General features: G+C 70.7%; 14 protein-coding genes. 7 read left to right on the top strand and 7 right to left on the bottom strand.

Translation table 11 applies throughout. The annotated features are described in order from the left end of the window. Positions 1–7: 7 nt before the first annotated feature. From LXT21_RS28175 to LXT21_RS28155, 5 genes are all read left to right on the top strand, one after another. Positions 8–3,181 (top strand): efflux RND transporter permease subunit, encoded by a 3,174-nt coding sequence (locus tag LXT21_RS28175; RefSeq protein WP_254041285.1) that lies wholly within the window; start codon positions 8–10, stop codon positions 3,179–3,181. 78 nt (positions 3,182–3,259) lie between these two features. Next, on the top strand, positions 3,260–5,182 hold the full coding sequence (locus LXT21_RS28170) for a patatin-like phospholipase family protein (RefSeq protein ID WP_254041284.1): 1,923 nt from the start codon (positions 3,260–3,262) through the stop codon (positions 5,180–5,182). Then, positions 5,179–6,147 carry a 3-oxoacyl-ACP synthase III family protein gene (locus LXT21_RS28165; protein ID WP_254041283.1) on the top strand — a complete coding sequence of 323 codons (969 nt, stop codon included), beginning with the start codon at positions 5,179–5,181 and terminating at the stop codon, positions 6,145–6,147. The genes LXT21_RS28170 and LXT21_RS28165 overlap by 4 nt, the downstream gene beginning before the upstream one ends. Beyond that, positions 6,144–6,917, top strand: coding sequence for a lysophospholipid acyltransferase family protein (locus LXT21_RS28160; RefSeq protein WP_254041282.1), 774 nt, complete (start codon positions 6,144–6,146; stop codon positions 6,915–6,917). Before LXT21_RS28165 ends, LXT21_RS28160 begins: the two co-directional genes overlap by 4 nt. Next, entirely contained in the window at positions 6,917–7,756 is an 840-nt protein-coding gene (locus LXT21_RS28155) for an SDR family NAD(P)-dependent oxidoreductase (RefSeq protein ID WP_254041281.1), read from the top strand. The genes LXT21_RS28160 and LXT21_RS28155 overlap by 1 nt, the downstream gene beginning before the upstream one ends. Here LXT21_RS28155 and LXT21_RS28150 read toward each other — a convergent pair. The 4 genes from LXT21_RS28150 to LXT21_RS28135 form a co-directional block, all read right to left on the bottom strand. Beyond that, the gene (locus tag LXT21_RS28150) at positions 7,746–8,630 is read right to left on the bottom strand and encodes a methyltransferase domain-containing protein (RefSeq protein WP_254041280.1); all 885 of its coding nucleotides are present in this window, start codon (positions 8,628–8,630) and stop codon (positions 7,746–7,748) included. The genes LXT21_RS28155 and LXT21_RS28150 overlap by 11 nt on opposite strands. Beyond that, the gene (locus LXT21_RS28145) at positions 8,623–12,165 is read right to left on the bottom strand and encodes a serine/threonine-protein kinase (protein ID WP_254041279.1); all 3,543 of its coding nucleotides are present in this window, start codon (positions 12,163–12,165) and stop codon (positions 8,623–8,625) included. Before LXT21_RS28145 ends, LXT21_RS28150 begins: the two co-directional genes overlap by 8 nt. A 156-nt stretch (positions 12,166–12,321) precedes the next feature. Beyond that, positions 12,322–12,978, bottom strand: a complete 657-nt coding sequence (locus LXT21_RS28140) for an exopolysaccharide biosynthesis protein (RefSeq protein WP_254041278.1) — start codon at positions 12,976–12,978, stop codon at positions 12,322–12,324. Between the two features lie 37 nt (positions 12,979–13,015). Next, positions 13,016–13,570 carry a DUF2378 family protein gene (locus LXT21_RS28135; RefSeq protein WP_254041277.1) on the bottom strand — a complete coding sequence of 185 codons (555 nt, stop codon included), beginning with the start codon at positions 13,568–13,570 and terminating at the stop codon, positions 13,016–13,018. 133 nt (positions 13,571–13,703) lie between these two features. Between LXT21_RS28135 and LXT21_RS28130 the strand changes: the two genes are divergently transcribed. Then, positions 13,704–14,918 (top strand): phospholipase D-like domain-containing protein, encoded by a 1,215-nt coding sequence (locus LXT21_RS28130; protein WP_254041276.1) that lies wholly within the window; start codon positions 13,704–13,706, stop codon positions 14,916–14,918. A gap of 92 nt (positions 14,919–15,010) precedes the next feature. Further along, the gene (locus LXT21_RS28125; RefSeq protein WP_254041275.1) at positions 15,011–15,664 is read left to right on the top strand and encodes an SDR family oxidoreductase; all 654 of its coding nucleotides are present in this window, start codon (positions 15,011–15,013) and stop codon (positions 15,662–15,664) included. Between the two features lie 68 nt (positions 15,665–15,732). On the opposite strand, the gene LXT21_RS28120 is transcribed toward LXT21_RS28125, so the two are convergent. From LXT21_RS28120 to LXT21_RS28110, 3 genes are all read right to left on the bottom strand, one after another. Continuing rightward, the gene (locus tag LXT21_RS28120; protein ID WP_254041274.1) at positions 15,733–16,344 is read right to left on the bottom strand and encodes a hypothetical protein; all 612 of its coding nucleotides are present in this window, start codon (positions 16,342–16,344) and stop codon (positions 15,733–15,735) included. A 14-nt stretch (positions 16,345–16,358) separates the two neighbouring features. Next, complete coding sequence (locus tag LXT21_RS28115) at positions 16,359–20,930, bottom strand: hypothetical protein (protein WP_254041273.1); 4,572 nt, start codon at positions 20,928–20,930, stop codon at positions 16,359–16,361. A gap of 364 nt (positions 20,931–21,294) precedes the next feature. Beyond that, on the bottom strand, positions 21,295–22,266 hold the full coding sequence (locus tag LXT21_RS28110) for an MBL fold metallo-hydrolase (RefSeq protein WP_254041272.1): 972 nt from the start codon (positions 22,264–22,266) through the stop codon (positions 21,295–21,297). Between the last annotated feature and the right edge of the window lie 42 nt (positions 22,267–22,308).

Genomic DNA, 22,308 nt, shown 5'->3' with positions numbered 1-22,308 from the left:
GCACGGCATGTTCACCGACTTCTTCATCCGCCGGCCCATCTTCGCCAGCGTGCTGTCCATCCTCATCACGCTCGTCGGGGCCATCACCATCCCCGGCCTGCCGATCGAGCAGTACCCGGACCTGTCGTTGCCCGAGGTCCAGGTGACGGCCAACTACATTGGCGCGTCCGCGGAGACGGTGGAGAGCGCCGTCACCACGGTGCTCGAGCGCCAGCTCAACGGCGTGCAGGGGATGCGCTACATCTCCTCCACCAGCAGCAACACCGGGCAGAGCAGCATCACCGTCACGTTCGACCAGGACCGCGACCTGGACATCGCCGCGGTGGACGTGCAGAACCGCGTCTCCACGGCGGCGCCGCAGCTGCCCGCGGCCGTCAACGCGCTGGGAATCACGGTCAACAAGGCGCAGACGCAGCTGCTCATGGCCTTCGGCCTGTTCGACGAACAGAACCGCTACGACACGGGCTTCCTGAGCAACTACGCGGACGTATACATCCGCGACGCGCTGCTGCGGGTGAAGGGCGTGGGCGACGTGCGCATCTTCGGCGAGCGGCGCTTCGCCATGCGTCTGTGGCTGGACCCGACGGAGCTGGCGCGGCGCAAGCTGGGCGCCTCCGACGTCGTCGCCGCCCTGAGCGCGCAGAACGTGCAGGTGGGCGCCGGACAGGTGGGCCAGGAGCCCGCGCCTCCGGGACAGAACTACCAGTTCACCCTGCGCGTACAGAGTCAGCTCGCCACCGCGGAGCAGTTCGGCGCCATCGTCGTGCAGCGGGGACAGGATGGCTCGCTGGTGCGGGTGCGGGACGTGGGCCGCGTGGAGCTGGGCGCGGAGAACTACGCGCAGCTGCTCCGCTTCAACGGCCGCGAGGCGGTGGGCCTGGGCATCTTCCAGCTGCCGGGCTCCAACGCGCTCGACGTGCGCGACGGCGTCATCCAGGAGCTCCAGCGACTCCAGCGCAGCTTCCCGCCGGGCATGGAGTACGAGACGGCGTTCGACACCACCGCGGCGGTGGAGGCGTCCATCGATGAGGTGCTCGTCACGCTGGGCGAGGCGGTGCTGCTCGTCGTGCTGGTCATCTTCATCTTCCTGCACGGCTGGAGGAGCGTGCTGGTGGTGGCCACCACGCTGCCGGTGTCGCTCATCGGCACGTTCATGTTCGTCAGCGCCTTCGGCTTCTCGCTCAACACGCTCACCCTGTTCGGCCTGACGCTGGCGACAGGCCTCGTCGTGGACGACGCCATCGTCGTCATCGAGAACGTGGAGCGGACGATGGAGGAGGGCTTCAGCCCGCGCGAGGCCACCGAGCGGGGCATGCGCCAGGTGGCCGGCGCCGTGGTGGCCATCGCCCTGGTGCTCTCCGCGGTGTTCGTCCCGGTGTCGTTCTTCCCCGGCACCACCGGCGCCATCTACCGCCAGTTCGCGCTCACCCTCGCCTTCTCCATCAGCCTCTCCGCCCTGGTGGCGCTCACGTTGTCGCCCGCGCTGTGCGCCCGGCTGCTGCGTCCGCAGGAGGGCCAGAAGTGGCTGTTCTTCCGCAAGTTCGACCAGGGCCTGGACCGCTTCCGCGACGGCTACGGGCGGCTGCTCCACAAGCTCATCGGTCCGTGGAAGTGGCCGGTCATCATCGTCTTCGCCCTGTGCCTGCTGGGCACCGCGTGGGTGTACCGCTCCACGCCCTCGGGCTTCATCCCGGACGAGGACCAGGGCTACCTCATCATCGCGGTGCAGGGTCCGGAGGGCACCTCGCTGGACTACACACGCCGGGTGCTGCTGCAGACGGAGGACATCATCCGCAAGCAGCCGGAGGTGACGGGCATCTTCACCGTCGGCGGCTTCTCGCTCCTGGGCACCGGCGCCAACTACGGCACCCTCTTCATCAACCTGCGCCCGTGGGACGAACGCAAGAAGCAAGACGAGAGCGTGGCGGGGCTCGTGGAGCGTCTGCGCGGGCCCCTGCTCGGCATCGGCGGGGCGCGCGTGCTGCCCTTCCAGCCGCCCGCCATCCGCGGCGTGGGCAGCGTGGGCGGCTTCGAGTTCGTGCTCGAGGACCAGCAGGGGGGCCGCTCGCTGTCGGACCTGGCGAGCACCACGCAGAAGCTGGTGGGCAAGGCCAACCAGGACTCCGTCCTGCGCGGCGTGTTCTCCTCCTTCACCGCCAACACGCCGCTGCTCGACATCCAGGTGGACCGCGAGAAGGCGCTGTCCCTGGGCGTGCCGCTGGACGCGTTGTTCGCCACGTTGCAGGTGTACCTGGGCAGCCAGTACGTCAACGACTTCACCTTCGCCAGTCGCGTGTACCGGGTGTACGTGCAGGCGGCCATGCCCTTCCGCAACGAGCCCAAGGACATCGGCGCGCTGTACGTCCGTTCGGCCACCGGCAACATGGTGCCGCTGGAGGCGCTGGTGCGCATCAACCCCATCACCAGCGCGCAGAACATCCAGCACTACAACCTGTACCGCGCCGCCGAAATCAACGGGCAGGCGGCGCCGGGCGCCAGCAGCGGTCAGTCGCTGGAGGCCATGGAGGCCGCGGCGCGCGACGTGCTGCCGGAGGGCTACGCCTTCGAGTGGACGGGCCTGTCCCTGGAGCAGAAGGAGGCGGGCGGGCGCGTGCTGCTCATCTTCGCGATGGGCATCGTCTTCGTGTTCCTGGTGCTCTCCGCGCAGTACGAGAGCTTCGCCCTGCCCTTCGTCATCCTGCTGGGCGTGCCGGTGGCCATGCTGGGGGCGCTCGCGTTCCAGAACGCGCGCGGCCTGCAGAACGACGTGTTCTGCCAGGTGGGGCTGGTCATGCTCGTGGGCCTCTCCAGCAAGAACGCCATCCTCATCGTCGAGTTCGCCGAGCAGCTGCGCCACGAGGGCAAGAGCGTGACGGAGTCCGCCATCGAGTCGGCGCGCACGCGCCTGCGCCCCATCCTGATGACGTCCTTCGCGTTCCTCATGGGCGTGGTGCCGCTGGTGCTCGCGTCCGGCGCGGGCGCGGCGGCGCGCAAGTCGCTGGGCACCACCGTGTTCGGCGGCATGTTGCTGTCCACGTTCGTCAACCTCATCTTCATCCCCGTGCTGTACGCGGTGGTGGAGTCCGCGCGCTCGCGGCTGCTCAAGCGGCACGAGCACGCACGGCCTCCGGGCGGAGGCACACCGCCGCCCTCCGAGCCGCCTCGACCGCAGCCGGCCTGACGTCCATGGCGGGGCTGATACGACCCAATATCCCACGCCGGAGGGTTCGCTATCCTCCGTCGATTCATGGCCCGCTCCATGCCCCTCGACGTCCAGCGTCGTCGGCTGTATGCGCTCAAGCGCGCTCCCGCGCTGCGCCACACCAGCAACACCCTCCTGCTGCAGCTGCTCGACCTGGCCTGGGATGTCGCCTGGGCTCCGGACACGGTGCTGTGCGAGGAGGGCCAGGAGGCCCACGGCTTCTTCCTGCTGCTGGAGGGAGAGCTGGAGGCGCACCGCGACGGTGAGCTCCTGTTGACGCTCGGCCCCGGCACGCCGCTGGGGTTCGAGGCGCTGATGGGCGGCCACTACTCCGTCACCGCGCGCGCGGCCACCGCCTGCAAGGGCCTGTTCTTCCCGAGGGACGCGGTGTGGGCGCTCGTCCACGCGCGCGCGGGCCTGCGCCAGGACCTCAAGCGCTTGTTGGCACACGCCGAGCCACCCCGGCAGCCCGACCCGCTCCCCCATGTCGAGGTCGTCACCTTCTCCAGCGAGGTGACGGGCGCGCCGCTGTCGCGGCTCATCGAGTGGGTGGCCAAGGTCATCACCCACGACTTCAAGGACCGGGTGCTGCTGGTGCGCACCGCGGAGCCGGGCGTGTGCGAGTCGTCCCCGGTGAAGGGCGCGGACGGCGTGCTGCGCGTCACGGTGCCCGCCCCCCAGCGCGGCGCCCCGGGACGGCTGGGCCTGGAGCGCCTGCGCGAGCTCGCCCGGGAGGGCGACCTGCACTACGTGTTCCTCGACGGGTGCCAGGTGACGGAGGGCGCTCCCCTGGTGGACAAGCACGTGGCCCTGGTGCCGCGCCACGAGCCCACGCGCGAGTTCCGCGCCGCGAAAGGTCGGGTGCTGCCCACCGTGCTCATCGACCCGTCGCGCCCATCCCGGAGCGCCGCGCTGGAGGGGCGGCCCCAGGACAGGCCCGGCGCGGGCACGCACGTGTTGCAGCCGTGTCGGCTGAGGCTGGACGTGGGGCGACTGGAGGGGCTGGAGGTGGACGCCCGGCCGCTCGAGGAGCTGCGGCTGGGCTGCGCGGAGCGGGACGCGCTGTCACGCTGGGCCCGGGCCATCACCCACCGGCGCGTGGGGCTGGCGCTCAGCGGCGGCGGCGTGTGGGGCTTCTACCACGTGCATATCTTGCGCTGGCTGGTGGAGCACCGCGTGCCGGTGGACTTCATCAGCAGCTCGAGCATGGGCTCGTTGGTGGGAGCGTACTTCTGTGGCACGGCGCTGGATGGACACAGTGGCCTGTCGGGCCTGCGACGCCTGGAGGAGCAGGCCATGAGCCGTCGGCTGTCGCTGGCGGCGATGGCGGCCGTCGTCACCACGTACTCGCTGGAGCACCTGGTGGCCGGGGATTTGGGCGACGTGGGGTTGGAGGAGCTGCCCATCCACTTCCTGCCCGTGGCCACGGACCTGACGCGCGGCGAGTGCATGGCGCTGGAGCGGGGACCGGTGGCGCGAGCGGTGCGCGCGAGCGGCTCGGCGCCCGGGCTGTGGGCGCCCACCCTGGTGCCTCCCGCACGCTATGTGGACGGGGCCTTCACCAGCATGGTGCCCGCGAACGTCCTGGTGAGCGCGGGCGCGGACCTCGTCTTCTCCAGCAACATCTTTCCCTTCGGCGTGCGCGAAACGGCGTGGATGCCGCAATCCCGCGCGGGCCGCTTCCTGGCGGGGCTCAATCCTGTCTCGAGGGCGCTGGACCTGGTCGCCAGCGGTGTGTTGCTGTTGCATCGCAGCGGCGACGCGGAGAGCTTGATGGCGGACGTGAGTTACGACATCCAGTCAGCGGACACTCCGCTGAGGACGGCGATGGAGTTCACCAAGGCGCGAGACATCCTGGAGCGTGCCGCCATGGACGAAGCCCTGGCGGAGAGACTCACCGAGCTCAAGGCGCACTGGGAGGAGATGCGCGCGCACTGCGGCCCGAACGGTCGGCACCGCGGAGGCCAGCAGGCGGCATGATTCCCGTGAGAATCCTGGGCACGGCGAGCCTGAGGCCGGGCCCGGCCGTGACGACGGCGGAGTTGTGCGCGCGCGTGGGGCGGGATGCGGACGAGGTGACGCGCAAGACGGGCATCCACACACGCCACTTCGCGCCGCCGGGCACGAAGGCCGCGGACGTGGCGGCGCAAGCGCTGCGCGGCGCGCTGGACGCGGCGGGGCTGGAGGCGCGCGCGCTCAAGCGCATCTTCTGCGTCAGCTCCATGGGCGGCGACGTCACCACGCCGGCCACGGCGAACCGGGTGGCCGCGGCGCTGGGGCTGGCGGGCAGCTGCGACGCCATGGACCTGAGCAACGCGTGCATGGGCTTCCTGAGCGCGTTCGACCTGGCGGCGCGCTCGGTGGCGACGGGGCTGGGGCCGGTGGGCATCGTCTCGGTGGAGCTGCTGTCGCGCACCACGACGCCGGAGGACCCACGGCCCTACCTGGTGCTGGGGGACGCGGCGGCGGCGGCGGTGCTGGGGACGGGGCGCCCGGACGAGGGCGTGCTGGGCGTGGCGCTGGGCAACGACGGCTCGCTGCCCACGGACGTGGTGCTGGAGAACCCGCACGCCACGGGCCGGCTGGAGCGGATGCGGTTCCTCACGCCCAGCAAGGAGATGACGCGGGTGGCGCTGGACGCGCTCGTGCGCGCGACCCGCGACGTGCTCGACGAAGCGAAGGTGGCCCTGCGCGACGTCGAGTGGGTGCTGACACACCAGCCCAACGGGCGGATGTTGGACGCGGTGCTGGACGCGATGGGCGTGGACGCCCGGCGCAGCGTGCGCGTGGTGGACACGCTGGGCAGCGTGGGCTCGGCGTCCCTGCCCACGTGTCTGGACGTGCTGTGGCGCACGAGGCGGGTGAGGCCCGGGGAGCGCGTGCTGCTGGTGGGCGTGGGCGCGGGCGTGGCGCACGGCGCGGTGCTGTACCAGGTGGGGGGATGAGACGCGCCGGGGGTCTGCCCCTCGCCACGTGGCTGGGCGTCTTCAAGCTCCTCCAGCGCTACCACCGCTACGAGGTGGTGAACCTGGCGCCGCTGCTTGCGCCCGGCGCGAAGCTCATCGTCGGCTACCACGGGCGGCCCCTGGCGGTGGACCTGTGCATGCTGACGGTGACGCTGCACGAGCACCTGGGCTACCTGCCGCACGGCGTGGCCCACGGCGCGTTCGACCGCATCCCCGGCATGCGCGCGGTGGCGGACGGGCTGGGCTTCGTCACCGGCGACGACGCGCGGCTGGCCCAGGCGGTGGCGCGGGGGGAGCATGTCCTCCTGCAACCGGGTGGCACACGCGAGGGGTGCCGCAGCTTCCGCCACCGCTACCGGGTGAGCTGGGGCGAGCGGCTGGGCTATCTGCGGTTGGCGGTGCGCTACCGGCTGCCGATTGTACCCGTGGGCGGCAGTGGCATGGATGACGCGTTCCTGGGGCTCAACGACGGCTATGCGCTGGGGCGGCGCGTGGGGATGCCGGCGCGGCTGCCCTTGTGGCTGGGGGTGGGGGCGACGGGGGTGTGGCCCTTGTCGCTGCCCTTCCCCGTGAAGATGACGCAGTGGGTGGGCGAGCCGCTCACGCGTCACCTGGCGCCGGGCTTCGACGCGGACGACCGCGCGTCGATGTTGGCGGTGCATGGGGAAGTGGCGGGCGCCGTGCAGGCGCTGTTGGACCGGGCACGCGGCCGGAGCCCCGCGCGGATGGCAGGGAAGGCAGCGGTGTGATGAAGGACTCGGAAGAGGAGCCGCCAGAGACAACGGGGCGACGCTGGGCGCTCATCCTGGGGGCCTCCTCGGGCACGGGCGCGGCGATTGCCCACGCGGTGGCGCGAAAGCCCGGGTTGGATGTCTTCGGGGTGCACCGCGGGCGCTACGCGGACAACGCGGCGCAGGTGGAGCGGCAGGTGCGGGAGGCGGGCCGGCGCGCGCGGCTGTGGCAGGCGGACGCGTCCACGCCCGAGGCGGCGGAGGCGGGCGTCCTGGCGCTGCGGGAGGAGGCGGGGCCGCGCTCGGTGAAGCTCTTCGTCCACTCGATTGCGGGCGCCTCGGTGGGGCGCTTCCTGTCCGAGGGTGAGGACCGGCTGCACACGCGGCGCATCCGCAGGACGTTCGACACGATGGCGCACTCGTTCGTGTACTGGACGCAGGCCCTGGTGGCCGCGGACATGCTGGCGCCGGGGGCGCGGCTGCTCGGCCTGCAGAACTCCCTGGACGAGACGCACCTGTCGAACACGGGGCTCATCAGCGCGTCGAAGGCGGCGCTGGAGATGTACGTGCGCTACCTGGCGCTGGAGCTGGGTGCGAAGGGCCACCGGGTGAACCTGCTCAAGTTCGGCACGGTGCTCACGCCCGCGCTCAAGCACGTGTACTCACCCGAGGCGCTGGCCCGGCTGGAGGAGGCCCACGCGCGGATGAACCCCGCGGGGCGCATGTGCACGGTGGAGGAGGTGGCGGACTTCGTCAGCGTGCTCGTGGGCGACGAGGCGGGCTGGTTCAACGGCGCCACCATCGACTACAGCGGCGGCATGACGCTGCGGCTGCTGGACCTGGTGCTCAACCCGTGATGGGCGCGGCGACGGGCTCGGGCATCCGGAAGCGCAGGCAGTAGAAGAACGGCGACACCTGCTCCTCGAGCACGTCCTGGGCGCGAGCGGGCAAGAGCTCCCGAGGGCAGTGTGCGTCGCGCGTGTAGAACGTGATGGCGCGGAAGGCAGCGCGCTGGAGGAGCGAGGGGCGTCGTGCCGCGTCCAGCTGCTCGTCCACCACCACCACCGGCGTGCCCGGCTTCGCCACGCGGGCGAGCTCCCGCAGGCCCGCGGCCGGGTCGCGGTAGTTGCCGATGCCGCCCACGCTCAGCACGCGGTCGAACAGGCCCTCGCGGAACGGCAGCGTGTGCCCATCCGCCATGAGCAGCCGGACGCCCGGGTAGCTGCCCTTGCGCAGGCGCTGCTGGCAGCGGCCCAGCATCCCCTCGCTCAGGTCCACGCCCCACACCTCCACCTCCTGGCCGGTGACGAGCTCGCGGCGGATGAGGGGCAGGTTCGCCCCCGCCCCCACGCCCACCTCCAGGATGCGCAGCGGCGTCCCATCCGCGTGCGGCGTGAGCGCGCCCAACTCCAACCGGCGGAGGTAGCCTGCGCGCATCTTCGACTCGGAGACGGACTGGAGCAGCGGCGTGAGCACCGTCGTCAGCGGGTCATGCAGCGCGGGCAGCCCGTCGTAGATGACGCGCATCAGCCGGTCCGTGCCGCGCACCGCGTCCTCGCGGTACAGGCGCGCAAGGCCCCGCTTCACCGGCCACGGCTCGCCGCAGCCGCCGCAGCGAAGCCAGCCCCACGTCAGGCGCCCTTCCTCCTCCTGGCCGTGGAACACCAGCGTCCCGCCGCAGTCCGGACACGTCACCAGCGGGACATCCCCTGCCTTCAAGCCACTAGACACCCGAGCCTCGTAGCACCTTCGCGCGCGCCACGTCGTCCCGCGTGCCCATCTGTTCGAAGCGCTCCAGTGCCCGTGTCAGGTGGGGCCCACGCGACGGGTCCTCCGAGGGCAGGTGTCGCGCCAGCTCCAGCCGCGCCCGGGCCTCCTCGTACGCGGTGCCCTTCGCCATGGCCAACGCCACACAGTCACGCCACGCCGCATGCGCGCGCGGCGCATCCCCGGACAGCCACGCCTCCGAGCCGCGCCACAGCTTCGCCGCGGGCTCCGCGAAGGAGAACACCCGGGCGAAGCCCTCCACCGCGCGGCACGCCTCGCGGGCGCTCTGCACCAGGGACGTGTCCTTGCCGCCGTCGCGCTCCCACAGCGTGAGCAGCACCTCCGCCACCGCGGTGACGCCGAAGTAGACGAAGTGCGCCACCGACTTGCCCGCGGTGAGCTTGGCGAGCGCCTTCTCCGCCGCCGCGCGCGCGCCCACCAGGTCGCCCTCGCGCAGCCGCACGAGCGCCAGCGTGCCGTCCAGGATGATGCGGTCCGTGAGCCCGCCCTGCGCCTCCGTCCACACCACCGTCAGCTCCAGCGCCGCGCGGGCCTTCAGGTGGTCACCCAGCCGCAGGTGGATGTGCGCCTGGTAGTGCAGCGCCCAGTGCTGCGTCTGGAGCGCCCCGCGACGACGCGCCGAGTTCTCCAGCCAGTCCATCAGCGGCAGGCCGCGCTGGAACTTGCCCTGGTAGCACCCCACCACGGTGTAGAGCGCGCGGCACTCCTCCGCCAGCCGCAAGTCTCCGACGGAGTCGACGATGCCCGTGGCGCGCTCCAGCCACGCCTCCACCTCCGCCCACCGCGCGATGTACGTCGCGTACACGGCGTTGCGGCACAGCACGTAGGCCAGGTCCGCGGGGCTGCCCACGCGCTCGGCGACCTCCCGCGCGCGGCCCACCCACGCCTCGGCCACCGGCCGCACCGGCACCGTGCCCGCCACCACCGCCATGTTGGTGTAGCCGCGCGCCAGCTCCGGGGACGCGCCCGCCGGCTCGCACAGGTTCAGCATGCGCAGGCCCGACCAGAGCACCGGCAGCGCCTCCTGTCCGTAGATGAACGCGTCGGTGAGCCGCATGAGCAGCCGCCCCGCCACGCGCCGCACCCGCCGCCGCTCCTCGGACTCCGCGCCCTGCGCGTCCGGCCGAGCGCTCTGCACGAGCCGCACCGCCATCTGCATCAGCGTGCCCACCGCCCAGCCCACGCGCGTCGTCGGCACCGGCCAGCCGAAGTGCCTGAGCGCCCGCTCCGCGTGGCCGCGGAACACCTCCAGCTCGCCCAGCTGGAAGCGCGCCTCGGCGAGCAGCGCCTCCAGGTGGCCCTGCCGCAGGGCGTCCTTCGAGGACACCCGCTCCAGCGCGCGCGCGAGGAACGGCAGCGCCTCCCGACAGGCGCCCACCCGCAGGGCCTCCTCGCCGGCCTTCTGCGCGTACTCCACCTCGCGCGCGAAGTCGCCCGCCTCGCCCCAGTGGTAGCAGAGCGCCGCGGTGCGCGCGGAGCCCTCGCCGTACGCCGCCTCCATCGCCTCCGCGACGCGGCGGTGCAAGAGGGGACGCTCCGCGGCGGCCAGTTCCTCCAGCACGCCCTCGCGCAGCTTGTCGTGCGCGAAGCGCCAGTGCCCGTCCGCCACGTCCAGCACCGCCGCCCCCGCGCAGTAGGACAGCCACCGCTCCACGTCCACGCCGGGCGCCGCGTGCTGCAGCAGCGTCACGTCCACCTGCCGCCCGACGATGGCCGCCACGCGCAGCAGGTCCCGCGAGCTGGCCGACACCTTCTCCAGCCGCCGGCGCACCAGCCGCCGCACGCCACCGGCGAAGACGCGCTCGGGCAGCGGCATGTCCCCCAGCCGGTCCAGCCCACCCGCCTCCTCCGCCAGCGCCCGCGCCACCTCGACGAGGAAGAACGGGTTGCCCTCCGTCTCGCGGCGGAGCAGCTCCACCAGGTGGGGGCGCGCGCCGGCCGGGCCAATCATCGACTCGCTGAGGACCGCGATTTCGCCCGCGTCCAGCCGGGGCAGCCGCAGCACGTCCAGCGCCTGCAGCTGCGTGGGCAGCCCCGGGGCTTCGTCATCGCGGAAGCTGCCCAACAGCAACAACGGCAACCCGGTGGCGCGCGCCGCCAGCCGGGACAACAGCAGCAGCGACTCACCGTGGGCCCAGTGCAGGTCCTCCAGGAGCACCACCGTGGGCTGCGTCAGCCGCGCGAAGATGTCCTCCACCACTTGCAGCAGGCGCGCCTGCGCCATCTCCGCGCCCAGGTCCGCCGGGTCCGGCACCGGCCGCCCCAGCACCGCCTCCAAATCAGGCACCAGCGGCTTGAGGACGCTCGCCTCGCGGTCATCCAGCGGCGTGAGGATGGACAGCCACCGCAACACCGGCCGCCACTCCTGGTACGGACTGCCGCCCGCCGCCACCGCCTGGCCGCGCAGCACCACCGCGCCGCGCACCAGCGCCAGGGGCCGCAGCTCGTCGAGCAGGCGCGACTTGCCCACCCCGCTCTCCCCGCCCACCAACAGCCCGCCCCCGCGCCCCATCAGCGCCGCGTCCAGCACGGACGACAGGAGCGACAGCTCGCGCGCGCGGCCCACGTAGCGCGCGGCCTGCAGGAAGCTCTCGCGCGTGGTGACGGACTCGGCGGGCAGCGGCCGGCGCGTCGCGGCGCACAGCGCGGCAATCACCTCGTCCGCGTTCCGGGGCCGCTTGCGCGCGTCCTTCGACACCATGCGCTCGAGCACCGCGTGCAGCTCGGCGGAGAAGCCCGCGGGCGCGGGCGGCGCCTTCCCGTCGAAGGGCAGCCGCCCGAAGATCATCTGGCACGCCATGGCGCCCACGCTGAAGAGGTCCGTCACCTCCGAGGGCGGCTGGTCCTCGAACAGCTCCGGCGCCAGGTAGCCTGGCGTGCCGCCCGGCTGCGCGCGGTGCACCTGCTCGCGCCCCACCGCGAGCCCGAAGTCGAGCACCTTCACCTGACCGCGCGCCACCAGCACGTTGGCGGGCTTCAGGTCCCGGTGGATGATGCCCCGGCGGTGCAGGTACGCCAGCGCCTGGAGCGTCTGCACCAGCAGGTCCACCTGCACGTCGAGCGGCTGGTGGGTGCCGGCCTTCACCAGGTGCCGCGCGTCCTCCAGCAGGTCCATGGCCAGGTACGGGCGGTTCTCGGCGTCGAAGCCGTAGTCCAGCACGCTGATGACATGGGGGTGGCGCACCGACGCGAGCGTCTGGAACTCGTGCGCCAGCGACAGCGCCAGCTCGTGGCGCGCCGCCGAGGACGGGGTGTTCTCCCCCGGCGGCAGCCGCACCAGGTCCTCCACCGTCTTGTGCAGCCGCTTGATGGCGACCGGGCCGGTCAGCAAGTCCTGCGCGCGCCACACCGTGCCCGCGCCGCCCCGCCCCAGGAACTCCATGATGCGGTAGCGGCCGCCCACGACCTCACCCTCGCCGGACAGGCGCGCGGGTTCCTCGGAACGAGGCTGTGGCGCATCGAGTGGGATGGAACGCATGTGCGGGGGGCCGCCCGCCGGTGATGATAACGAAGTTTCAGGGAATCCGGGGGGTTGGTTTCCTTACAGTGATACACGGGTTGTTACACACCCGGCACCCTCGGACTTCCCATTGCCCCTTGGGACAGGAGCCCCACCCGTGAGGGGGGCTTGTGCTCAGCCCCCCATGAGGCTGGCCAGGCTGCGGCCACCCTGGACGGCGCCGAAGATGAGGGCGCTGAAGTAGACGATGGTGCCCACCGTCATGCCGTGGCCCAGGAGGATGGCGTAGCCGTCTCGCTGCAGGATGCCGATGGCGAAGAACAGCGCGGCCAGCGCGGGCAGGGTGTTGCTGAAGGGCACGAAGCCGAAGGGCATCATCAGCAACACACCCGCGACGAAGAGCATGAACCCGTTGAAACGGTTGGTGCTGGCGCCGTGGGTGAGCGCGAGCAGGCGCGGCTTGCTCAGCCGGTCCACCTTGGTGAACACGTCCGCGCCCTTCTCCAGCGCGGGCTGCAGCGACGCGCGCGACAGCATCTTGTCCTGCAGCTTGCGCGGCAGCCAGGGCACCCGGTTGAGCGTCACGCCGATGCCGATGAGCACGATGAGCGCGCCGAACACGGTGGAGACGCCCGGGATGGACACGGGCAGCAGGAAGGGGAAGGTCAGGATGCAGCAGAAGAGCAGGAGGCCCTGCTCGCCGCATGCCTGCATCAGCTCGCGCACCGTGAGCGACTCGGGCAGTCGCGCCGCCAGGGCGCGCAGCGTGGTGGAGAGCTGGACCTGGGTGTCGGAGAACTGGGCGGAGGACGAAGAGGGCGTCGTGGACATGGACGTCGCTCCCCTATCACGCTCCGGCGGGGGACGCTCAGCCCCAGGCGATGTCGTACACCGCTTCCTCGCCCTGCCGACGGCTGACCTGGACGGAGGGGTGGCGAGCGCCGCTGGCCTCCAGGCCCGCCAGGAACAGGCCCACGTAGAAGCCCGCCACCACCACGGGGCGGCAGGTGAGCGCGTAGCGGCCAGGCCCCCGGAGCTCGAGCGTGGCCTCCAGGTAGTTGGTGCCGGTGCGCAGGTTGCGCGTCATGCGCGCGAGCATGCGTTCGGGGCCCAACAGGCGCACGGTGGTGAGCAGCGGGCCGCCGATGAGCGTGCCGCGGAAGCCCTCCACGAAGCGGCGGCCCACGACGGCGGCGCCCTCCTCCAGTGGGAGCTGGGGGGCGAGCGTGTCGGCGGCGACCTTGAGCGCGCCCAGCCAGACCTCCAGGGGGTAGGCGGGGGCCAGCTTGCCCTGGGTGTTGATGCCCACCTGCTTGAGCCGGCCGACGCAGCGCTCGTCGAGCTGGTCTCCCAGCGCGCGGATGAGTCCTTCGAAGCTCTGGGGGAAGACGAGCGGCTCGCGGGTGTCCAAGGCGGGCGGCATGCTAGCCAGCCGACAGCGCGCACCGCATCCGACAGGTTGCCGAGGTCCTGGGTGGGTCGAGACTTCCTCCGGTGAACATTTGTCTCGTCCCCCGGGGTGAAGCGCGGGCCGCGAGTGCCTAGCTGGCAGGGGCATGCGGTGGTGGATGGCGTGCCTGGTGGTGGCGGCGGTGTCCGTGACGGGGTGTCCCGTCGCGTGCACGAAGGAGCGGCCGCGCGTGTTCCAGCTCAAGGGCGAGGTGGGCTCGCGCGGGCCGGACTTCGCGGTGGCGCTCTACCAGACGGTGGGCGTGCGCATGGCGCCGGGCAACCAGCTGACGTGGACGAACAACGGGGACGTGTTCGACGTCATGGTGGAGGAGCTTCGCCGGGCGAAGGTCTCCATGAACCTGGTGATGTTCATCTGGCGGCCGGGGCGGGCCTCGGACCGGCTGGTGGAGGTGATGACCGAGCGCGCCCGCGCGGGGGTGGCGTGTCGGGTGCTGGTGGACCCGTTCGGCAGCGCGGGGTTCGAGGCGGAGGTGAAGCCGAAGCTGGAGGCGGCGGGGTGTCGGGCGCACCTGTTCCGCCCGCTGCCCGCGGACGAGACCCTGGCGCGCAACCACCGCAAGGTGCTGGTGGTCGACGGGCGGGTGGGCGTCACGGGGGGCCTGGCCATCCAGGACGAGTGGCTGGGACACGGCTTGAGCCCGCGGGAGTATCGCGACACGAACGCGCGCGTGACGGGCCCGGTGGTGGAGCAGATGCAGCAGGCGTTCGCGGAGAACTGGCAGGAGACGACGGGGGAGCTGTTGCCGGGGGAGGACTTCCCCACGCTGTCGCTGCCGGTGCCGGGGCTCGACGGCGCGGGCGAGGGCTGGGCGGCGTTCGTGGGGAGCACGGCGAACCCGGAGGTGACGCGGGCGGAGCGGCTGACGCAGCTGCTGGTGCGCGCGGCGACGAAGCGGCTGTGGATTGCCCAGTCGTACTTCACGCCGAACGGGCCGTTGTCGGAGCTGCTCCAGGAGCGGGCCCGGGCGGGGGTGGACGTGCGGGTGCTGGCGCCGGGGGACATCAACGACCAGAAGTTCATCACGGTGGCGCAGCGGGCCACGTACGACGCGCTGTGGAAGGCGGGCGTGCGCGTCTGGGAATACCAGCCGTCGATGATGCACGCGAAGACGATGCTGGTGGATGACCGGCTGGTGTTGGTGGGGTCCATCAACTACGACCCGCTGTCGTTCAACATCCTGGAGGAGGGCTCGTTGGTGCTGGAGGATGTGGACGCGGCGAAGCAGATGGAGGCGTTCTTCCTGGAGGACCTTTCACACGCGCGTGAGGTGGGGGCCACGGGGCAGGTGTCTCGCTGAGCACGGAGGAGCACCGGGGGACTGGGCAGGACCGGGCGGGTGTGCTGAAGAGCGGGCCTCTTCCCCTCTTCGCCTGTCGGAGTCCGCGCGCCATGACCGAGCCCTCCCGTCTTCTCTTCGTCGCTGGAGCCACGGGGGCCACGGGGCGCAACGTGGTGAAGCAGGCGCTGGAGCGCGACGTGCCGTTGATTGCGCACGTGCGGCCCAAGAGCGCGGAGACGGAGCCGGCGCGGAGCTGGCCGCGCAAGGCGTTGGTGGAGCTGGTGCGCGGGGACGAGCTGGCCGAGGCGATGAAGGGGAGCACGACGGTGCTCCAGCTCATCGGGACGATGCGCAAGCGCTTCGGGTCCGGGGACACGTACGAGACGAGCGACATCGGGACGACGCGGCACCTGGTGGAGGCGGCCAAGCGCGTGGGCGTGGACCACCTCGTGTTGTTGAGCTCGGTGGGCGCGGGGCGGCCGGTGGGCGCCTATCTGAAGGCGAAGGCCGAGGCCGAGCGGCTGGTGCGCGAGAGCGGCATTCCGTGGACGGTGGTGCGTCCGCCCGCGTTCGAGGGCGAGTACCACCACCCGCCCGCGATCCTGCGCGCGCTGGCGAAGCTGCCGCTGCTCGGCGGGCTGCGTCCCATCCATCTGGACCAGCTGGCCGCCGTGCTGCTGCGCGTGGCGGAGCGGCGAGCACCGCTGGGCGCGGTGCTCGAGGGTGACAGCCTGTGGAGCGAGGTGGCGGCGGCCGGGAAGTGAGCCCCGGTGGAGCAAAGGAGGCTCGCCCCGTGGAGCGAGCCTCCTGGCCACGCGGACAGGTCCGCTAATCAGGAGGGAATGGACGTTCCCGCGAGCGGTGCGGGGAGCCGCAGGCCATCCTCGAAGAAGGAGACATCGGGCAATTGCGAGCGCACCTCGGGCAACGAGGTGTGCCCGCCCTCGGGCACATCCGCGACCTCCAGCAGCGTGCCCTTCCCGTCGTACTCGAAGACGAACTTCAAGGTCTCGGCGGAGGCCCAGTAGTACTTCGAGATCTTGGACACCCTCCGGTCCGCGCTCGCCGACACCTCCATGCACTCGCGAAGGGAGGCATCACGCAGGATGGTGATGACCTCGCTCAACTCCCCCGACGCCGAGAACATGTGGACCGACTTCCAGGAGAAGCCCTTCGACTGGGGGAGCTGCCGGTGCGTCACGAACGGGACGCTCCCGTACTGAGGCACATGCGCCTTCTTGATGGCGTCATCCTGCGCGACCTCGAAGTAGTCGACGCGCCGGACTTTTCCGTTCTCATACTGCTCGACCTTCTGGAGCTGCTCCGCCGGGCCATACAGCGCCCGGGAGTACCTGCGAGCCTGACGAGCCTTCTCCGCGGGGACCTCGTTCTGAGGATCCACCAGGAACCCCTCGTAGTACTTCTCACGAATGTTCGCGCTCATGTGCGAAGTGGTCCTCAGAAGGAGATGCTCGGATAGAGGGACATCCTACTGGACTCCCTCATGATGGAGAAATCCAACCCTGGCAGGCCCATGGGTCCCAGGATGTCCTCGCGCAGATCATTCGCCATGGTGCGCGGCTGGGTGCCGAACGGATCGGCGTAGTTACGCGTCGTCCCCGGCCGCGCGAAGTTGTACGTGGGGATGAAGCCCTTGGCGACACGCGCATCGAACTCACGCAATTGCCGATGAGCGCTCTTCGAGGTGGGGTCCTTGAAGTTCGCCTCCATCGCGTCTCGCGCCCGCTGCGCATAAGCGTTGAAGTCCGCGTCCGAGACGAAGAGCGCCACGTCCACGTCCTTCGCGTCCGGCGTCCGGAGCGACGAGCCCTGGATGACCATCTCCCCCTGTGGCAGCCCGTAGGTCTGGCTCAGGCCCTGGAGGTTCTGCTGGAACTGCGCCAGCTGCGCGGGGCTGTCGAAGTGGTACGGGAAGCCACGCTCCTCCACCATCTTCCAGTTCGCCATCTGCTGCGTCAGCTGCTCCGCCGTCAGCGGCTTCTTCTCGCGCGAGCCCACATGGACCATGTCGGCGATCTGCTCTTCATTGAGGCCCAGCTCCCGGCCCCGGGTGACGATGCCCTGGAGCTCCTCGTTGCTGTAGCGCATCTTGAACAGGTCGGGCTCGGCGGCCATGCGCTCGGTCGCGAGCTGTCGCACCCGGTCCACGCTCGCCGCGTCGCTCGGGTTGACCGGACGCGTGTCCTCCATGGCCACGTAGCCACGTCCGTTGGCGAGCGAGTCCACCTGCGACGCGTGCGTCGCGAGCTGGCTCTCCACGCTGGAGATGAGCTGCTCCAGGCTCTTGAGCTGGTCGGCCGTCGCGGGCGTGTTCTGGCCCGTCACCCCCGAGGCCGCGTTGGTGAGGCTCGCCTGCGTGGCCTCCAGGTTCTGCAGGATGCCGTTGAGCTTCTGCACCTCCAGCCGCGACTCGAAGCCCTGGCTGCCGTAGCCCGGCATGCCGGTGATGGCCTGCTTCACCTTGTCGATGAGCTGGCGCACCTTGCCCGCCGCGCCCTCGTAGCGCTGGAGGACGCGCGCCGTCTCCATGTGCGCCTGGATGTCCTCCTTCGTCGCGTCCGGGCCCGCCTCGATGTGCACCTTGCCGTTGTCGTAGCGGACCTGCGTCGTGCGGCCGTTGAGCTCGGGGTTGCGCACCACGGGCACCGGCGGACGACCCGTGTTGTCCGTGCCCACCTCGGGCTGCGTGGGGCGCGTGTTCTGCGGACCGTTCGTGCGCGGCACCGGGATGAGCTGTCCCGTCGCGGGATTCACGCGGTACTCCGTGGGCCGGTTCTCCACGCGGTTCTGCGGAGGACGGCCGGCCTGCTCCGGGTTCGTGGTGGTCCCCGGACGCGTGTCCGTGCCCGTCGTCGTCCCGGGACGCGAGTCCGTCCCCGTCGTGGTCCCCGGCTTCGAGTCCGTCCCCGTCGTCGTGGTCCCCGGCTTCGAGTCCGTGCCCGTCGTCGTGCCCGGCTTGTTCGAGCCGTTGGTGCCGTTGCTCCCGTTGGTGCCGTTGCTCCCGTTGGTGCCGTTGCTCCCGTTGGTGCCGTTGCTCCCGTTGGTGCCGTTCGACCCATCGGAGCCGTTGGTGCCACTGCGCCGACGACCACCGCCCAGGCTCACCGTGGTGCCGCCGCCGCCGCTGCCGCCCTCGGCCGTGACGTCGCGGTGGCGCGCGTTGACCTCGAAGTCCACGATGCCCAGCTTCGCGCCCACGCCCAGCTCACGGTCCTTGAAGGAGCCCGTGGTCATCTGCGCGTCGACGTTCACCCCCTCGAACGCGTTGTCGAAGTTGCCGTTGACCAGGTTCTTGGTGATGGTCTGCACCTCCTCGCCGCTCAGCCCGCTGACCTCGGCGGTGAAGAAGCGGCCCTCGGGCCCCGCATCCACCGAGCCCTCGATGGAGATGCTCGTCTCCGCCGGGCCCGCGAATGCCGCCGTCGCCGGGCTCGCGATGAACGCCAGCATGTCCTTCGCGTCCACCTTGCTCGCATCCAGCGGAATCGACGTCTCCATGCTCACGGAGCCCGTCACTTCGCCGCCGATGTTGATGCCCGCCTTGCCCTTCAGGCCGCCCGCGATGCTCGCCGCGCCGGAGCCCTCGATTTCAATCGAGCGCACCAGGTTCGTCGGCTTGCCCTTGTCGAACTCCACCCGGTAGCTCGTCGTCGCGCCGATGCTCGCCGACAGCTCCGCGTTCGCGGGACCGAACTTGCCGCCCAGACCCGCCTCCGCCTCGGCGCCGATGTTCACCTCCATCGCCGACAGGTGGTCGAGCATGAACTTGTGGTCTTCACCGCCCGACGCGAGCGCCGCGGGGCCCTTGCCCAGGATGACCGCCGCCTTCGCCGCTTCCTCCGGCGTGTCGAACTTCATCTCCACGCGGCCACCAGCGGACACCGACGCCGAGCCCACCAGGCCCACGCCGACATCGCCCGTCACCTCCGCGGACAGCTGGTACTTCCCATCCGCCGTCTTCTCGACCTCGACCTCGCCGTCGATGCCAGCCTTGAGGCCGACCTTCACGTCGAGGTTGCCGCTCAGCGTAATGGTATCGCCCGGGCTGTTGAGCTTCTTGATTTCGTCCGCCACCGCGCCCTCGATGGGGGCGGTGATCTGGTCGATGGCCATGTCGATGGGCTTGAGGACGACGTCCTTCGCGAAGCCCAGCGCATCCTTGGCGAAGTCTCCGGCCATCCCGGCAAGGTCCCCGAGTCCCTCGGTGACGAAGTCCTTCGCGTCCTCGTACCAGGGGAGCTGACGCTCCTTGTCCAGCTCCTTCGGCTCCTGGTCCTTCTTCACCTGGCCGTTGGCGTCCACGTCGAAGCCGACGTGGTCGTACTTCCAGCGGTTGTCACCCGCCTCCTGAAGGCTCTTCACCTCCGTCGGCTGGTGCTTCATCTGCAACTGCCCGTTCGCGTCCACCGTGCCCGAGGCCTGCGAGACCGTCTGTGTGCGATTGGCGTGGCCCTCGTCGAAGCGCGAGCCGTCCGGGTCATACCCTGTCACGGTCGTCTTGCTGGTGACGTTGCCCGGCGTCTTCTGCGACACGGCCGGCAGCGAGTCCGTCAGCACCGCGTCCTTCGGGCCGCGCGACACCTCTTGCTGGTTGCGCACCACCTGCACGCCGTTGCCGTTCTTGTCGGACGCCAAGGGCTGCGTGGCCACCGACTCGGTCTTCTGCGTGGAGACCGCCGGCTCACCCTTGGCGTTGTACTTCGTCTCCTCCGTCACCGTGAGGCTCGACTCCCCCGGCTTCAGCGACGTCGGCGCGTTGTTCGTCTTGTGGTGGTCCTCGCCCTTCGACGCGTCGTTCAGCGCCTTGTTCTGGGCCGACTCGAAGCCGTTCACCGCGTCGGCGTTGAAGCCCGGAGTCTTGATCTCCGTCTTCTTCACCTGCTTGGTCGGGATGCCCCACTCGTTGTAGTCCGTCTGCGTCGTCTGCGTCGCGGGACCCTTCGGTGTCCCGGGGCGGCTCGCCAGCGACGCCGGCGGCTTCTCCATCCGGATTTCCTCGGTCCTCGACTGGAGCTTCGGCGGCGACTTCGTCACGTCGTACTTCGTCGTCGACGATGTCGTCGTCTCGCCCGTCTCCGGGTGCTGCTGCGTCTGGCTCTTCTTCGACTCCAGCCCCGTCGTCTTCCCCTGCGCGTCCGACGTCTTCGTCCACGTCGTCTCGCCGGTGACCCCTTCCTTCCCCTTCTCCTTCGCCGTCATCGTGGACGTGTAGCTCCCGTCCTTCTTCACCGTGACGGTGTTCCCGCTCTTCGCATCCGACAGCGTCGTGTCGCCTGTCAGCGCGTTCTTCTTCACGTCATACGTCGCGCCTGACGACGGGTCCTTGTACTTCTCCCCGTCCTTCAGCTTCGCCGCGTCCTGCAAATCCTTCGCGTCCAGCGCGTCCAGCGCCTCCGGTGGCTTCTCCCCCTCCACCGGCTTCACCGCGTTTTCCGGCGGCGGCGCCGTCGTCCCCAGCAGCTTCTCCAGCTCCCCCTTGCGCGCAGTCCCGTCGAACGCCGACACCAGCTCGTTCTTCTTCGGCTTGACGCTCTCGATGTCCTTCTGGCTGTACGGCTGCGGCTTCTTCTCCTTCACCGCCTCCGTGTTCGCCTTCCCCATCGCCTCCTCGGCCTTCTTCGCCGACAAGGCCACCTGCTCCTCCGCCGCCTGCAGCTTCTTCCCCGCCTCCGCCGCCTTCGCGTCCGCGGCCGTCTTCGCCTTCTCCGCGGCAGCCGCGTCCGCCTGCGTCTTCTTCGCCTCCTCCGGCTTCTGGCCCGGCTTCTCCGCCGCCTTCTTCGCCGCGTCCGCCGCCTTCTTCGCCTCCGCCTGTTGCTTGCGCGCGGCCTCCGCTGCCTTGCGCGCCGCCTCCGCCGCCTTGCGCGCCGCCTCCGCCGCCTTGCGCGCCGCCTCTGCTGCCCTACGGGCTTCTTCCGCCGCTCTGCGCGCCGCCTCTGCCGCTCTGCGTTGTGCCTCGGCCGCCGCGGCCGCGCTCGAAGACCCTGCTCCACCCGTAGGTGCCAGACTCATGGCGCTCCCCTTTTTCTTCTGAATCGACACCTGATTATCGGAAGAAGGGAAAAAACGTTCCCTCTCCGGATGCGAGGCGTTTCGATCATTGCCGGGCGATGACTATCAGGCTTCAGAGTCAGACGTCCCACACGCCTGCCCCTCGGGCTGACAGCCTTCCATCAAGGACTTACAGCAACACGCCACGGTGACCGGCGGTGCAAACCGCCAGCCCGCAAGGGATTGCATGGGCCCCGCATCTACAAACACCCTCCAAGAACAGCCACACCGGAACCGTGGGAGCCCCATCCACAATCATTGCCAACAAGGCCAGAACGAGCGAACGAACGTGTGCTCCTGAACGAATGAACGGCCGCTCAGCGCCTCAAGGCGACAGGCCGGCGACGCTGTAGTGCACGGGCGCCCACGCGAAGCCCTTTCCGTCCGCGAGCACGCGGCCGATGCCAGGGAACGAGATGTGGGGCGCGGCGACGAGGTAGCCCTTCGCGGCGGCATCCGACATGGCCTTCCGGCGTTGACGCGCGGCGGCGGTCGAGTCGAGGTCGAAGCGAATCGTCACCCCGGGCGAGGGGAACTGCACGTCCTGCGCGTGGATGAGGTCGCCCCAGAAGCGCAGCTGCCGCCCCTGGCTCTCCACGACGTAGAAGGCATGGCCGGGCGTGTGCCCCGGCGTGGCGAGCGTGCGGATGCCGGGGAACAGCTCGGTGTCTCCGCTGAAGCGCTTCACGCGGCCCGCGGCGAGGTAGGGCGCGAACGCGGCGGCGGCCTCCTGGAAGCCGTGGTGGTGTTCCTTGGCGACGTGGTTCGCATGGGAGGCATCGAGCCAGAAGTCCGCCTCGCGCTGCTCCACGTGGACGGTGGCGTTGGGGAAGGACGGCTTGCCGTCGAGGGTGAGGCCACAGGAGTGGTCTCCATGGATGTGCGTGAGCAGCACGGCGTCGATGTCCTCGGGCTGGTAGCCCGCGGCGCGCAGGCTCGACAGCAGGCGTCCACCCATGGTGGGGCCGAAGAGCGTGCCCGAGCCGGTGTCCACCAGCACCAGGTGCTCGCCGGTGTGCACGAGGAAGGCATTGATGGAGGCCTCGACGCGGCCCGGGTCGATGCCCAGCCGGCCGAGCCGGGCCTTCACCTCCGCGGGGGTGATGTTCGTCAGCAGCGTGTCGGCGGGGAGGGTCACCGTGCCGTCGGACAGCGCGGTGATTTCGAAGTCGCCGAGCATCATCCGGTAGTAGCCAGGCGATGAAGTCCTGACCTGCGGCGGCGGCGCGGCCAGGGTGACGACGGGCGTGACGAGCAGCAGGCTGGCGACGAATCGCCGTGAGGCGGACAAGGCCATGGGGAGCGCTCCGTGAGAGGGATTGCCGCGCGGATGCGGCTT

The organism is Myxococcus guangdongensis (assembly GCF_024198255.1).
GTDB lineage: Bacteria > Myxococcota > Myxococcia > Myxococcales > Myxococcaceae > Myxococcus > Myxococcus guangdongensis.
Note: the sequence above shows the minus strand (reverse complement) of the source record. Positions and strands in the feature narration are given on the sequence as shown.